Genomic DNA, 14,495 nt, shown 5'->3' with positions numbered 1-14,495 from the left:
GCCACCAGGCAGTCTGTTTTTTGTTGTACGGCGCAACCTTTCTTGTCGATTTGCGTCTATATGGAAAATACATGAAAGTGGTGTTCATAACATGCGACGCATTGTACTCCCTGTCTTTATCGGTCTAAGCATACTAGCTTCTTCGGTTACGATCCCCGGTCCCGGCACTGTCGGTTATGCCGCTTCGGTACAGTCGGACCTCCCGATTACGTCTGAAGATACGGCCGTGTTCCAGTTGGTTCCTCATACATTAACGGCAGCGTTGAATAAATCGACCGTAACGATCGATGGGGTATCGACGAAAGTCAATTCTTTACTCCGTCAGAATGGTCGTCTCTATTTTCCAGCGAAATGGCTAGAAACCGCCAAGCTGGCCAAAATCATGAAAAAGACGAAAACGAACAGTTATTGGGCGGAATTTAATCCGGGAAATGCGACCTATTTTTCATTTTTTCATTTCAAGCCGAATAGCACCCAATTGTATACCGAATCGAACGGCAAACTTACGCCTCTGGAAGATACGACGATACCAGCCCCTTTTATGAAAAATAACACGTTATACCTCCCGGTGTCGCTATTGCCGCGGATGGGGATTAACTATAGCTCGGAAAAAGGAATACTGAAGTGGACATGGACCGATAAATCGGTCACTGTGCTGCATCCGACGTATACGACGGACAAGGAACGGATCACATTCCGGGCGCTCGTGCAGAAAGGGTATGATCGGGTCTATCTCATGCAGAACATGGGCGTCGGCGGCATGACCAGCGTTATTGGAGGTGGCATCGGCTCCTTAAAAGGTTCGGAGCGAACGATCGACAGAGCGATCAAAGTGGGTAACCGGGAATTTAACCGAATCGAATATACGGTGGATCTGCGTCCAGGACCGAATCCGCTGCAGTTGTATTCCAACTACATGGGGGCTGGGGATGTGATGGTCTACCGCAAAGTCGCGAACCCGGCGTCCATTCCTATTCGATATAATCATGACGAATATGCGAAGAGCATTACATTCGAAGAGCCTACGCAAGGCTATCTTCAGGTTCCGGCTGGAGAAGTGATTCCAATCGCAGGTACGGTGACGACGGAAGAGGATACGCAAAGCAACGTTGTCTCATTTCGTGTGTCGAAGTTTCAAGATGGCGACTTTAAAGTGATTGGGAATCAGACCGTCTTGAAGCTTGATTCAAATAAAGCTTTTAGCGGTTCCGTGAAGATTGATGAACCGGGATCTTATCTGATCAACATCTATAGTCCGGATGTGTTCGTGGGTGGCATGACTTTGCCTTATGGATCGGTAAAATGGGCGGAGATTGCCGTAGAGGTGCTGCCCAAGTCTAAGTCGTAATGTTCGTTATAATTATTTTTGACATAGTCCGATCTCCATCACAGTTGATACAATCACGATTAGAAGCATGGAGAGGGGAAAGGACATTTGATTAGCGAGAACAGGATTAGGATCGAATGTGAAGACATTTATCTGCGTGAATATCGATTGGAGGACGTCGATGCGTTGTATCAACTTACCTGGCAGCCTCATTTCCATCAGTTCTTGATCGACTGGAATGTATCGCTCGAGCAGCGCGTAGCGTGGATGAAGGAATATGAAATTCCGGAGAATCAGCGATTTCTTCGAGCGGTAGCAGAAGGCAGCGACATTGGCGAGCTCAGGCTGCGTCTATCGATTCTGCACCGGACAACCGGCGAGTTCATTGGCGTGTGCGGATCGGGCATCCTAGATCGCGTCTCGCCGGCGAACCGCGAGATCTATTATGGGATTTCCGAGCATGCACGGAATCGAGGGTATACGACGCAAGCCGCGCAGGCGTTGATCCGCTTTTTGTTCGAGCATACTCGGGTGCAGGAGCTTATCGCGATCGCTCAGGTTCGCAATCCGGCATCGAACCGCGTGCTCCAGAAATGCGGGTTTCAGCTCCAGCAAGATCTCATGCTAGAAGAACAAGCGTACCATTATTACAAGCTGCGAGCCACTCAGTAGTGGCTCTTTTTTTACGCAAAAATGCTCCCTTCGAAGAGAATCACGAACAACGACGCATTGCGATAAGACACACGTGAGATTAACATGAAGAGGTACGGATCATTTGGGAGGAATGAAGAATGACAGAAGAAGTGAACACAACGGGTTGGGACGCAATAGATGAAATATTACAGAAGCGCTATGGCGAACAAGAACCCAAGCACTATGGAACCGTTATTCCCTACGCTTTAGGGGGAGACGACCCTTTAGACGGCATCAGTGTGTATGCCTCTGATTCGCCTGAGCCGCATTGGCATTTCGTGACGTATGGATTCTCCGAACTCTATGATAAGGAACAACAGGATGCAGATACGAGTGGGTATGGCTTTGAGTTGACGTTTCGGTTAACGAGGTCGGCGGATGAAGAAGAACCGCCTGCATGGGCGCTGAATCTTTTGCAGAATATGGGAAGATATGTGTTCCGCAGCGGGAATGTTTTCCGAGCGGGGGATTATTTGGATGCGAATGGTCCGATCTGCCTTCATTCGGATACGTTGCTTATGGCGTTGTCCTTCATTGAGGATCCCGAACTGTCGGCTATCGATACACCGAATGGACGCGTTGAATTCCTCCAAATGGTAGGTATTACCGTGGATGAGCTGGAAGCGATGCAGACCTGGAATACGCTCGGCGTACTAAATGCTTGTAAGCCCTATATGCCGCTATACATAACAGATTTATCGCGTGAATCGTTACTCCAAGTGGAATCAATTGCCTCCACTGTACAACTTGGGTTGGAAGCAGAAGGTTCCAATACAGGCTATTTATTCGTGGAACAATTGAATTGGGAAGCTGGGAAGAAGGGATGGCTGAAAAAGTCGCCTGATATCCTTACCCTAGGAGCCAAGCAGGCGGGGATTATCGGAACATTGCTGCAGGGACGAATTCCGAAGGGCAAAGATCTCATGCTAATCGGTCCAGAAATCCGGATTGTTTTTCAACCAGGGGAACACGCAGCTTGTAACTTGGAAGATGGGGAAGTTCATTTCACGTTGAATGAGAATTGTGTCACTGAACTACGCAAGCTGCTTCAGCCGGAGGCAGGGATATTCGCGTTTCCATTTATTGCAGGGACATCCATTCGAATTGATAAAACCGAGATAAAAGATCAAGAGGGAAATGTCGTCGAGATCATTGGTTGATTGACAGAATAGGAAGAGGTAGCTTGCCACGAACACATGTGGAGAGCTGCCTCTTTTCTTTATTCAAAACGATTATTACATTTGCTATACTGTATAGAAACTTAACAAAAGAAGGGGGATCGACATGGAAGATCTACAACACGTAACGACGAAATTTAGAGAAATTAAGAGTGTATTATCTACTTATTTTACACAAGTGCTGCCTCAATACGAGGTTACGCCCATTATGATATATACGTTGCAATTTTTACGAAGAAATCCCGATTCCATTGCCGTGGATATTGCAAATGAGTTTGGATTAACCCGCGGTGCAGTGACACAATTACTCGATAAATTGGAACAGGATCATCTGGTTCAACGCAAACCGCACCCGATAAGCCGCAGGAGTCTGCTCATCCAAGTGACGGATAAAGGGCAGCGTCTAAGCGACTCGATTCTGGCTGATTATGATCAAAAAATTGTGCGGTTGTTCGCGGACTATACGCCTGAAGAGATCAAGCTGCTGCGTCAATTGCTTGATAAATTGCCTTTCTAAATGAAGAAAATTTCGCTTGACAACTATGTTTAGATTTTATACTGTTTAGATACTAAACAATATATTTTTTGAACAAAGGAGATGCTAATCATGAATAAAATCATATGTATCACAGGTGCTTCATCTGGTGTCGGGTTAGCGACTGCGTTAACGTTTGCCAAAAACGGATGGAGCGTCTATGCCGGAACTCGGAACTTGGAGCGTGATCAGGCTTTATATGCAGCGGAGGAGAATCTGCATTTCCTGGAAATCGATGTGGTGGATCCTGCTTCGATTGAACGCGCGATGCGCGTAATTTCAGATGAGCAGGGAAGAATTGATCTATTATTCTGTAATGCGGGATTTGGATTTATTCGAACGTTAGGTCAAGCTTCATTCGAGCAAATACAGAGCGTCTTCGACACCAATGTGTATGGCGTTATGCATACGATTCGTGCTGCACTACCTCTATTAACCCAGGCGGAGTCAGGACACATCGTGGCGACTTCCAGCGTCGGCGGGTTGGTCGGTCAACCGTTGAACGAGATCTATTGCGCAAGTAAATTTGCCGTTGAAGGTTTGTTGGAAAGTCTCGCCACGTACTACAAGCCTCTGTTCAATATCGATGTGACTCTGATTGAGCCTGGTGCCATTGCAACGCAATTTGTCCAGACAGCAATGGATCAAGTCGCTCAGACAGGCGGTGTACTGGATGACGAATATAAGCCGATTGTTCAGACGTATATCGATAGCTTCACCAAACGCAATGCTGTGCCTCAAACGCCTGAATCGATCGCTGACCTGATGCTGGAGCTCACTCGAATGGAAATAAAACCGCTCCGGCTCCGGACATCGGAAGCAGCAGAGCGGTTCGTTCATCATAAAGTTCAAGAGGACCCTACAGGACTGCAAGGGATTGCTCAGACACGCCGTATTCAGCTTGGTATCGAATAACTATATGATTCGCCTCACCAGGCGGTTGCTCAGTGACAGCATCGGCCATGTGAGGAAGACCAACGAGAACGCAGGGATGAGATGGGATAAGGTATCGGTCGTTAACATGAAGATTTCTTTACCCAAAGGGGTTACAAATGCTGCCGTGAACAACATCAGCATAGCGATCACCAATTGGATCTTGTAGCCGTTCAGCGGTCTGGCGATTCGCGTGAGCACGACGACACTGGCGCCCCCGAGGACAAGAACGGCAAGGGTCCGGGCCTCCGCAGTGCTCACTCCGCTGTTGTGCGCATATAAGAACATCGCAAGGGTCACGCTTGTCAGGATGACTGCATTGGGAATGGCCGATCGCAAGACTCTTCGAAGGAATCCCGGCTGCACACGGGCATGGTTCGAACTCATCGCTAAGAAGAACGCTGGAATTCCAATCATTAATCCACCAATGAGTGTGACATGGATTGGCATCATCGGGTAAGGCATCAAAATACAAGTAAAGATGATGGATAATAAGATGGAGTATACCGTCTTCGATAAGAAGAGAACAGATACTTTCTCCAAGTTATTGATGATTTTCCGTCCTTCCATGACCACCTTAGGCAGTACACTAAAATCAGATGTTAGCAGCACGAGTTGGGATACCGCCTTGGCTGCATCCGAGCCGCTCGCCATTGCGATTCCGCAATCGGCCTCTTTGAGCGCGAGGACATCATTGACACCATCCCCCGTCATGGCTACGGTATGCCCTCGCGACTGCAATGCTTGGACGAGTAATTTCTTTTGATGCGGCGTCACACGTCCGAATATCGTATATGCTTCAGCGATGCTGGCCAATTGATCCGGATCTTCCGGCAATGTTCTAGCATCGATGTACCTCTCCGCGCCAAACACACCAGCTCGAGACGCAACTGCAGAAACGGTAACCGGATTGTCTCCTGATATCACCTTGATCGTTACGCCTTCTTTCGCAAAATAACCTAAGGCTTCTGGCGCCTCTTCCCGAATGCGATCCGCAATGAGCAGCAGGGCAGCAACGCGAGCGCCTTGAATCCTCTCGTTCTGAAATGTTTCATGATCCACTTGAGCAAGCACGAGCACGCGTCTGCCTTGCGATGCTTCACGCTCGACATCCTTTTGGATTCGAGCATAATCATCTTTTAGGATCATCTCGGGAGCGCCAAGCACCCAAGCACCTTCAGATTCGAATGCGGCGCCGCTCCATTTTCTATCTGAGGAGAAGGGGACTTTATCGATGACATCAAGGCTAGATGCTTGATTATACCTTTCCCGAATCGCATCTTGAGTTGGATTCATACTCGGCAAGGCATGCACAATGCCAGATAATACAGCATCCACCCGTTCCGCAGGATCATGATCCAGCAGGACAACATCCACAAGCTCCAGATTTCCTTCCGTAATGGTGCCCGTCTTATCAAGACATAGGACATCAACCCGGGCGAGGACCTCTGTCGCAGGCAGTTCCTGTACAAGCGTATGATGCTTCGCAAGCTTGGCAATCGCCATAACAAAGGTTGCGCTAGTTAATAATACCAATCCTTCCGGAACCATGCTTACGATGCCGGAGACAGCAGCAATGACAGCTTCCTGCCAAGTGGCATGGGTAAAGAACAATTGTGTCAGAATGAGCATGGCTCCGATGGGGACGACGAGCCACATAATGAACTTGAACAGCTTATTTACTGCGCCTTGCAGTTCAGAATTAATCCGTTTGAAGCGTTTGGCCTCATTGGCGAGCTTCGCTGCATAGGTGCCAGCACCGACCTTACTGACCTTCGCATAACCCGTGCCCGCCACGACGAAGCTCCCAGCTAGAATCTGCGATCCTTCACGCTTGCCAATCGGGTCCGCTTCACCTGTAAGCAGGGATTCGTCTACTTCAAGTGAACCATCAGACAGCACAATGGCATCTGCAGCGATGCGATCCCCAGGCTTCAGAATCATCATATCATCCATGACCAGTTCTTCTGCTGGGATGGCTCGGTCCTGAGCGCTACGACACACTTGAACCTGTGTAACGTGAAGAACAGACAGTTTCTCTAACGTTGCCTTGGCTCGTAATTCCTGGAACAGTCCTATAAACGTATTGAATAGGATCACACCAACGAATAGTGCATTTTTCGGGGATCCTGCAATCAAGACGGCGATGGCTAGCACCGCATTTAGGAAGTTAAACGTTGTAAATAAATGGGTTCGTATGATCTCCCAGATTGTTCGGGATGGTTCTTGTGGTTGCTTATTGACTTGCCCTTGCTTGATTCGTAAACGTACTTGCTCTTCGGTTAGTCCAGTTCTCATGATGTCTTGGTCCTCCTCTTGCAGCAGCGTAAATCCAGCTATTCCACTACACCACATTTTAAGGCAACCCGAATCAAGGTACTATTGGATTCACTTACATGCGCCTTACAAAATTGAAAGGTGAAACGTTAACAATCCCCGAATATTTCCCTTCTATAATGATATCTATATAAGCTCTACACAGCTAAGGAGGGTCATTAACACGTGAAAGAAGTAGAACAAACGCCGCGGAACGACGATCAAGCATCAAAATTACAGAGGTTGGTTGAAGTGTTCGGGGTGTCATTGATGCTTGGTTTGACTTCATTTGGAGGGCCAATCGCGCATCTGGGTTACTTCCATGATGAATATGTTCGTCGTCGTCAATGGATGGACGAACGGAGCTATGCGGACTTGGTTGCATTGTGTCAGTTGTTGCCCGGGCCTGCCAGCAGCCAAGTCGGCATGGGCATCGGCCTTGTGCGAGGCGGCCTGCTCGGAGGAGTCGTAGCCTGGATTGGATTTACCTTGCCATCCGTTATCATGTTGATGCTCTTCGCCTTCTTAATCCAGGGATTGGATGTAGGCAACGCCGGATGGATTCACGGTCTTAAGCTTGTCGCTGTAGCGATCGTGGCACAGGCCGTATGGAGCATGGGGCAGAAGCTAACGCCAGACCGCAGTCGTGCAACGATCGCGATCATCGCCATGGCGACAGCACTTCTATGGCAGACTGCACTGAGTCAAATCGTTATTATCCTTGCTGCAGGTATCATGGGGATACTGCTCTACCAGAGAACAGAGCAATCGATGATTACAGATGTCATCATCCCGATTCGTCGTAGCGTAGCGATCATTTGCTTGATGCTCTTCTTCGGATTGCTCATAATTCTGCCTATCCTAAGGCCGATTGTGAATGCTGATGGATTATCTCTATTTGATAGCTTCTATCGATCAGGCTCCCTTGTTTTTGGAGGAGGACATGTTGTCCTTCCAATGCTTGAACGTGAAGTCGTACCGACAGGCTGGATTACGAAGGCTGACTTCCTGGCAGGGTATGGCGCGGCACAGGCCGTTCCCGGTCCATTGTTCACCTTTGCCAGCTATTTAGGTGCGATGAAAAGCGGGGTAAGCGGAGCACTGCTGGCAACGGTTGCGATCTTCCTGCCCGCGTTTTTATTGATTGCAGGAACCTTGCCATTCTGGAATACGATTCGTAAAAATCGTAAGATGCAGGGTGCTTTTATTGGCATCAATGCGGCGGTTGTCGGTATTTTGCTCGCAGCGTTATATCATCCGCTCTGGACGACGGCCATTCTTACGCCTGTTGATTTTGCCTTCACATCACTGTTGTTCTTGTTGCTCGTCTTCTGGAAGCTGCCGCCATGGGTCGTGGTCGTGGCAGGAGCGGTTGGGGGGACGATCATCGGAATGCTGAGTTAAGACATCATCACAGGACAACACCGTTCAAAATCAAAACTCGTAAAGTTCGGCAAATCTTGACGAATCTTCATTTTAGGGTTATTGTAGATAGATATAGTCTATGATTCGAGGTGTGAAGATGAAGTTCTCCAAGGCAACGAACTATGCGCTGCATACGATGCTGCTGTTGATATCTGTCGCTCCAGGCAAACCAGTTGGTGTATCGCAGCTCGCGGATAGGCAGGGCGTCTCATCGACGTACCTGTCGAAGATTTTGACCAAGCTGGTTAAGGCAGGGTTGATTGAATCGGCTTCCGGTGCGAATGGAGGGTATCGGCTTAAAGCGAAGAAGGAAGAGATCTCATTCCTTGATGTCATTCATGCGATCGAAGGAACGGCATCCTTGTTCCACTGCGGGCTTCATGACGATACAGAATGCGAAATCCAGAAAGTGATGGTATCTGCTGAAGGAGCGATGGAGCAGGAGCTTCGCCGTAGGAAACTCTTCGAGATTGCCCGAGCAATAACGTTGTCTGAGTAAGACATCGTTATTTTTTGGGATTATTATAGACATAATATATCTTTAATAACGATGATATAAGAAAGGATGAGTCTAATGATGTATGATTGTGCCATTATAGGCGGAGGACCTGCAGGTCTTAATGCGGCGCTAGTGTTAGGGAGAGCAAGGAGACGTGTCGCGCTGCTGGATAACAACCAGCCGAGGAATAGCGTTACCCATGCTTCGCATGGATTTATTACAAGGGACAATGTCGCGCCAGCTGAGTTCAGACGAGTGGCCTATGAAGAAGTACTGCGCTATCCGTCTGTGCACCATTGGCAGCTTGATGTAACCGATGTTCATGCAGCAGGGCAGGGATTCGACATTGTTATGTCTTCCGGCAACCAGTTGCAGGCGCGCAAGGTGATCATCGCAACGGGACTGAAGGAGATCTTCCCCGCTATCGAAGGATTTCACGATTTTTATGGGAAAAGCATATTTAACTGCCCATATTGCGACGCATGGGAGATGCGTGATCAGCCTCTGATCGCCATATCTGAGGATGCTGGCATCTTCCATACCGCTAAATTGCTATATAACTGGAGCGAAGATCTAATCGTAAGCACGAATGGCCGCACGATATTATCCGATGAGCAGCAAGACCTCCTGATGTCTAGAGGGATCCGGGTGATTCAGACACCTATTGCAGCCTTTGAAGGACAGCACGGACAGCTAGAACGTGTTTCTTTCACGGATGGGAGTTGGATTGAGCGCCGTGGCGGATTCGTTAGTCCCACGTTCGTGAATAAAGCAACATTCCGCGAACAACTCGGTTATGAGGTGACGGAGCAAGGTGGAATTCGAACGGATGCAGCAGGGAGAAGTTCCGTAGCAGGGTTGTATGCGGCTGGAGATGCGGCTTATGTGAGACCTTCTCAGGTTGTAATTGCTGCGGCAGCGGGGAGTAAAGTTGCGATGACGGTTAACTATGACTTGACGGAAGAGGACTTTTGATAAAAATCAAAGAGAACTTGCGTGTGAAATAGATAATAAAAGAGTAAGAATCAAGTAAGCGTTTACTTGGTGATGAATCGTCTGAATTATTCTTTGCAACCAACTTTTTAGCATTTTACAAGGAGAACAGAAAGGCGTAATATTCAATCTTGGAAATGCGCATAGCACAAAATATCGTTCAACTATATTCTCATATTCGCTGAGTTTTCCAGAAGGGAAAACGGGGGAACCAACGTGATGAACATGAAAGTCCATCACATGGGGTGAATCTGCAGGCATGCAGTAGGGTGACTCTCGCCATCCGAATCCGACAGCTAACCTCGTAAGCGTCGTAAGAGAGGGGATATGAATACTGTGATCATGTCAATATGACCACGGAGGTTCAAGCCTCTGTGGTTTTTTATTGCCAAAAAACATAATTAGCGGTTTGGGGGTAGGTTGCTGTTATGGATAAAAGCGTGCGAAACAAGGGATTATAGCTTCATAATCACATCTATGTATTAACCAAAAGGGGAGCAAGATTCACGATGTTATCCATTATCAAACGATTATTAATTGGTAGACCACTGAAGTCAACGGAGTTAGGAGAGCAGAAAATCAACAAGACCAAAGCATTAGCTATCTTATCTTCTGATGCGTTATCTTCCGTTGCCTATGGACCTGAGCAAATATTGCTCGTTCTGGTTACCATCAGCACTGCAGCTTTCTGGTACTCCATCCCCATTGGTATTGGCGTATTAATTCTATTGACAGCACTTATCTTATCCTATCGGCAAATAATATTCGCTTATCCGCATGGTGGCGGAGCTTACGTCGTATCCAAAGAAAATTTGGGTATGTACCCGGGCTTGGTCGCAGGCGGATCTCTTCTTGTTGATTATATTCTGACCGTGGCCGTGAGTGTATCGGCTGGGACCGATGCGATTACGTCTGCTTTTCCAAGTCTGCACGAACATAACGTAGGCATTGCGATCCTATTCGTCGTATTTATTACGATCTTGAACTTACGAGGCGTCACAGAATCGGCGTCGATCCTGGCTTATCCGGTGTATCTGTTCGTCCTTGCCTTATTCATCCTATCGGGTGTAGGGATTTACAAAATTCTAACCGGTCAAATATCGCCTGAGCTGCATACATCGCTCGGAACACCCGTGGCTGGAATCAGCTTGTTCCTGCTCTTAAGAGCATTCGCATCAGGTAGTTCTGCGTTAACAGGGGTAGAGGCGATCTCGAACGCGATACCTAACTTCAAGGATCCGGCGCCGAATAACGCAGCAAAGACATTAATTGCGATGGGAACGCTGCTCGCGTTATTATTCTCGGGCATTATTTTCTTGGCTTATTATTACGGCATTGCTCCGAAAGAAGAGGTTACGGTTGTCTCCCAGATTGCTGAGATGACCTTCGGACGGAACTTTATGTACTTCTTCATTCAAGGCACGACGGCGCTTATCTTGATTCTTGCCGCCAATACCGGATATTCCGCATTCCCGCTGCTTGCTGTGAATCTGGCGAAAGATAAGTTCATTCCAAGAATGTTCACGATGCGCGGCGATCGCTTAGGATATTCGAATGGGATTATTTTCTTGGCCGTCATGTCCATCATCTTGATTGTAGCCTTCGAAGGGAAGACGGAGCAGCTAATTCCGCTCTATGCTGTCGGGGTGTTCATTCCGTTCACACTATCTCAGACCGGGATGCTGTTGAAATGGCTTCGTGAGAAGCCGAAGGGTTGGGTAACGAAGTTCATCATTAATACGACCGGCGCAACGATCAGTTTAGTCGTTACTTTAGTATTCTTCATTACGAAGTTCTCGCAAATATGGTCCGTACTCATCTTCTTGCCGTTAATCATTGCGCTCTTCCATCAAATTCGTAAGCACTATGATGCAGTTGGCGAGCAGCTGCGCATTACGGATTGTGAGCCTGCGCCACCGATCGAGGGGAATGTCATCATTGTTCCAGTAGCCGGCATCACCCATGCCGTTGAGAACTCGCTGAACTATGCGAAATCGTTGAAACCGTATCAACTGATCGCGGTTCATGTGCCTTTTGAGCGGGAAGGCGAACAAATCTTCGAGGAGAAGTGGAATAAATGGCAGCCGGATGTCAGACTTGTCACGTTGCATTCACCCTATCGCAGTATCATTAATCCGTTAACGAAATTTATTGATACCGTTCAACGGAAAGCGAGCGAATCGAATTATCAAGTGACCGTCATTATCCCACAGTTCATTCCGAAGAAGGGTTGGCATAATTTTCTTCACAATCAGTCGAGCTTGCTGATCCGTGCCCATTTGCTCTTCCGACGCAATGTGATCATTACGACGGTACCTTATCATTTGAAGAAATAATTGAATCGTTCTGAGAGCTGCCTTGACATCAAGGCGGCTTTTTTGTGTAGTTAGTAGCACTCAGATGGCAATGGACCTACCTATTGACACTGTAGTATTCTATATATGATAATATGCTCATATACGCATGTAAAAGAGCGCTATTCAAAGGAGATAACAAGATGATGGAAGAAATTGATATTCTGGTCATCGGTGGGGGTCAAGCGGGGTTAGCGGCAGGATATTATTTGAAACATACTGCGAAATCCTTTCTTATCATCAGTAAGGAGCGCCGAATCGGCAATGTCTGGCGACATCGGTATGATTCCTTGGTTCTGTTCACGCCGAGATGGTTCAGCGCCTTGCCTGGACGAAGGCTGGAGGGCGATCCGAATGGATTCGCGACGAAGAATGAAATTGCAGATTATATGGAACGGTATGCGGAATCCATGAGCTTGCCAGTACAGCTCAATACAGAGATTCTTGGAATATCAAAGATGGGGGAATCGTTCCATATCCGCACGGCTGCGGTAGAATACATCGCGAAACAAGTGATCATAGCGACGGGACCGTTCCAGAAGCCGTTCCTTCCCGAGATCGCTTGTCAGGTGCCGCAATCAATATTCCAGACGCACACAGCGGCTTACACGAATCCATCGATCTTGCAGGAAGGACCCGTTCTAGTCGTCGGAGCTGGGAACTCTGGAGCGCAAATTGCAGTCGAATTGTCCAAAGATAGGCAAGTATATTTATCGGCGAATCATGCGTTGAAGTTTTTTCCGCTGCAATTTCTTGGTCAGAGCATCTTCTGGTGGTTCGATCGACTAGGGCTCTTGCATTCTGCGCGTGACAGCAAGATCGGAGCCTTCATTCGCAGACAAGGCGATCCGATCTTCGGCATGGAACTGAAGCGGGGCATACGGGAAGGTCGAATTCACTTGCAGCCGAGAACGACGGGGTTCCATCAGGATGCCGTCACCTTCATAGATGGTAGTCAAGTCATTGTACGTAATATCATCTGGGCGACAGGGTTCCGATCCGACTATAGCTATATGCATCTTCCAGGTGCGTTGAATGATGAGGGAATGCCCAGACATCGACGTGGCGTCTCGCCAGTAACCGGGTTATTTTACGTGGGACTGCCGTGGCAGCATGAGAGAGGTTCAGCGCTTATCGGCGGCGTGGGGGAAGATGCTAAGTATATTGTTAAAGTCATGAATGCGCTCTAAGAGGTACAAGAATCGTCTTATTTCAATTATATTCCTTTACAGGAATATTCGGAAAATGTTATATTCATTATAGCAAGAAAGTGTATTTAGGAAGGAAGCGGGTTCATCCATGAAAGCAAGCATATTCAGTGCTCTAGCTGAACCGAGCCGATTTCAAATCGTCGAACTGCTGCAATCTGGTTCTCTGACCGTAGGAGAGATCAGCGAACGCCTAGCGATTCGACAGCCACAAGCCTCGAAGCATCTACGCGTACTTCTGGATGCCGGGATCGTAGAGGTGATTGCAGATGCCAATCGTAGAATATACAAGCTGCGTCAAGAACCATTTCAGGAAATCGACGAATGGCTGGCATCTTATCGACAATTGTGGGAGGATCGATTTGACCGGTTAGATGCATATTTGCAAGTGCTGCAGCACAACAAGAAGCCTCAATCCGATGAAACATCATCTACATAATGGAGGTATGTTCAAATGCGTGAGATCGGTGTGGATCAGAACGTAGATAATATTGAGGATCGTCAAATCGTGTTGAACCGGTCGTTCAACGCGCCGCGCGATCTGGTCTGGGAAGTATGGACGAAGCCAGAGCATCTCGTGCATTGGTGGGGGCCGACTGGATTTCATATTACGGTACAGGAGTACGAATTACGGACTGGAGGCGTGTGGAGGTTCGTGATGCACGGACCGGGTGGCGTTGACTTTCCAAATCAAATTGTGTTCCGTGAGATTGTGAGACCGGAACGCCTTGTGTATGCATCGAGTGATGGCGAGGAGGATAGTCTGGGACAATTTCAGACAACGGTGACTTTTGAAGAAGTAGGTGACACCACGGCGATCACGATGCAGATGCTCTTCAAGTCCGCGGAAGAACGGAATTATGTTGTCAAGACGTACGGCGCAATTGAAGGCGGGAACCAGACATTAGACCGGCTAGCTGCTCACTTGGCTTCATTCTAAGCCAGCATTAACTTCATCTTATGAAAATAATTCTAGAAGTTTTGTCGAAAGTATTGCCGATTGGCTGATTTTCTCCTATTTTAATAATGTAATG

Annotated in this window: 13 protein-coding genes and 1 riboswitch; of the genes, 12 read left to right on the top strand and 1 reads right to left on the bottom strand. The window is 47.8% G+C overall.

Annotated features, from left to right (window positions below; all coding sequences use genetic code 11):
* Positions 1-91 precede the first annotated feature (91 nt).
* From GCU39_RS10620 to GCU39_RS10600, 5 genes are all read left to right on the top strand, one after another.
* Complete coding sequence (locus GCU39_RS10620; RefSeq protein WP_152393477.1) at positions 92-1,348, top strand: hypothetical protein; 1,257 nt, start codon at positions 92-94, stop codon at positions 1,346-1,348.
* Between the two features lie 87 nt (positions 1,349-1,435).
* The gene (locus tag GCU39_RS10615) at positions 1,436-1,999 is read left to right on the top strand and encodes a GNAT family N-acetyltransferase (RefSeq protein WP_193726865.1); all 564 of its coding nucleotides are present in this window, start codon (positions 1,436-1,438) and stop codon (positions 1,997-1,999) included.
* A gap of 119 nt (positions 2,000-2,118) precedes the next feature.
* On the top strand, positions 2,119-3,180 hold the full coding sequence (locus tag GCU39_RS10610) for a suppressor of fused domain protein (RefSeq protein WP_152393476.1): 1,062 nt from the start codon (positions 2,119-2,121) through the stop codon (positions 3,178-3,180).
* A 124-nt stretch (positions 3,181-3,304) separates the two neighbouring features.
* Complete coding sequence (locus tag GCU39_RS10605; protein WP_152393475.1) at positions 3,305-3,715, top strand: MarR family winged helix-turn-helix transcriptional regulator; 411 nt, start codon at positions 3,305-3,307, stop codon at positions 3,713-3,715.
* Positions 3,716-3,805: 90 nt separating this feature from the next.
* A complete protein-coding gene (locus GCU39_RS10600) occupies positions 3,806-4,648 on the top strand; it encodes an SDR family oxidoreductase (RefSeq protein ID WP_152393474.1) in 843 nt (280 codons plus the stop codon).
* Here GCU39_RS10600 and GCU39_RS10595 read toward each other — a convergent pair whose 3' ends face one another.
* Entirely contained in the window at positions 4,649-6,964 is a 2,316-nt protein-coding gene (locus tag GCU39_RS10595) for a cation-translocating P-type ATPase (RefSeq protein ID WP_227793536.1), read from the bottom strand.
* Between the two features lie 288 nt (positions 6,965-7,252).
* Here GCU39_RS10595 and chrA point away from each other — a divergent pair, with 288 nt between their 5' ends.
* From chrA to GCU39_RS10560, 7 genes are all read left to right on the top strand, one after another.
* Positions 7,253-8,386: a chromate efflux transporter gene (gene chrA, locus GCU39_RS10590; RefSeq protein WP_152397187.1), complete on the top strand. Its 1,134-nt coding sequence runs from the start codon at positions 7,253-7,255 to the stop codon at positions 8,384-8,386.
* Positions 8,387-8,504: 118 nt separating this feature from the next.
* Positions 8,505-8,906 carry an Rrf2 family transcriptional regulator gene (locus tag GCU39_RS10585; RefSeq protein ID WP_152397186.1) on the top strand — a complete coding sequence of 134 codons (402 nt, stop codon included), beginning with the start codon at positions 8,505-8,507 and terminating at the stop codon, positions 8,904-8,906.
* A gap of 75 nt (positions 8,907-8,981) precedes the next feature.
* Positions 8,982-9,881 (top strand): NAD(P)/FAD-dependent oxidoreductase, encoded by a 900-nt coding sequence (locus tag GCU39_RS10580; protein ID WP_152393472.1) that lies wholly within the window; start codon positions 8,982-8,984, stop codon positions 9,879-9,881.
* 187 nt (positions 9,882-10,068) lie between these two features.
* Positions 10,069-10,226: riboswitch (cyclic di-AMP (ydaO/yuaA leader) on the top strand.
* A gap of 182 nt (positions 10,227-10,408) precedes the next feature.
* The gene (locus GCU39_RS10575) at positions 10,409-12,235 is read left to right on the top strand and encodes an APC family permease (RefSeq protein WP_152393471.1); all 1,827 of its coding nucleotides are present in this window, start codon (positions 10,409-10,411) and stop codon (positions 12,233-12,235) included.
* A 161-nt stretch (positions 12,236-12,396) separates the two neighbouring features.
* Positions 12,397-13,443: a flavin-containing monooxygenase gene (locus tag GCU39_RS10570; protein ID WP_152393470.1), complete on the top strand. Its 1,047-nt coding sequence runs from the start codon at positions 12,397-12,399 to the stop codon at positions 13,441-13,443.
* 109 nt (positions 13,444-13,552) lie between these two features.
* Positions 13,553-13,900: an ArsR/SmtB family transcription factor gene (locus GCU39_RS10565; RefSeq protein WP_152393469.1), complete on the top strand. Its 348-nt coding sequence runs from the start codon at positions 13,553-13,555 to the stop codon at positions 13,898-13,900.
* Positions 13,901-13,915: 15 nt separating this feature from the next.
* Complete coding sequence (locus tag GCU39_RS10560) at positions 13,916-14,401, top strand: SRPBCC family protein (RefSeq protein ID WP_152393468.1); 486 nt, start codon at positions 13,916-13,918, stop codon at positions 14,399-14,401.
* The last annotated feature ends 94 nt before the right edge of the window (positions 14,402-14,495 follow it).

Origin of the sequence: Paenibacillus guangzhouensis, from assembly GCF_009363075.1 — a bacterium.
Taxonomy (GTDB): domain Bacteria; phylum Bacillota; class Bacilli; order Paenibacillales; family Paenibacillaceae; genus Paenibacillus_K; species Paenibacillus_K guangzhouensis.
Note: the sequence above shows the minus strand (reverse complement) of the source record. Positions and strands in the feature narration are given on the sequence as shown.

Excerpts from the sequence above, each read along its gene's own strand:
- GCU39_RS10620 (WP_152393477.1), top strand. The coding sequence starts at position 92 with ATGCGACGCATTGTACTCCCTGTCTTTATCGGTCTAAGCATACTAGCT.
- GCU39_RS10610 (WP_152393476.1), top strand. The coding sequence starts at position 2,119 with ATGACAGAAGAAGTGAACACAACGGGTTGGGACGCAATAGATGAAATA.
- GCU39_RS10605 (WP_152393475.1), top strand. The coding sequence starts at position 3,305 with ATGGAAGATCTACAACACGTAACGACGAAATTTAGAGAAATTAAGAGT.
- GCU39_RS10600 (WP_152393474.1), top strand. The coding sequence starts at position 3,806 with ATGAATAAAATCATATGTATCACAGGTGCTTCATCTGGTGTCGGGTTA.
- GCU39_RS10595 (WP_227793536.1), bottom strand. The coding sequence starts at position 6,964 with ATGAGAACTGGACTAACCGAAGAGCAAGTACGTTTACGAATCAAGCAA.
- chrA (WP_152397187.1), top strand. The coding sequence starts at position 7,253 with ATGCTTGGTTTGACTTCATTTGGAGGGCCAATCGCGCATCTGGGTTAC.
- GCU39_RS10585 (WP_152397186.1), top strand. The coding sequence starts at position 8,505 with ATGAAGTTCTCCAAGGCAACGAACTATGCGCTGCATACGATGCTGCTG.
- GCU39_RS10580 (WP_152393472.1), top strand. The coding sequence starts at position 8,982 with ATGATGTATGATTGTGCCATTATAGGCGGAGGACCTGCAGGTCTTAAT.
- GCU39_RS10575 (WP_152393471.1), top strand. The coding sequence starts at position 10,409 with ATGTTATCCATTATCAAACGATTATTAATTGGTAGACCACTGAAGTCA.
- GCU39_RS10570 (WP_152393470.1), top strand. The coding sequence starts at position 12,397 with ATGATGGAAGAAATTGATATTCTGGTCATCGGTGGGGGTCAAGCGGGG.
- GCU39_RS10565 (WP_152393469.1), top strand. The coding sequence starts at position 13,553 with ATGAAAGCAAGCATATTCAGTGCTCTAGCTGAACCGAGCCGATTTCAA.
- GCU39_RS10560 (WP_152393468.1), top strand. The coding sequence starts at position 13,916 with ATGCGTGAGATCGGTGTGGATCAGAACGTAGATAATATTGAGGATCGT.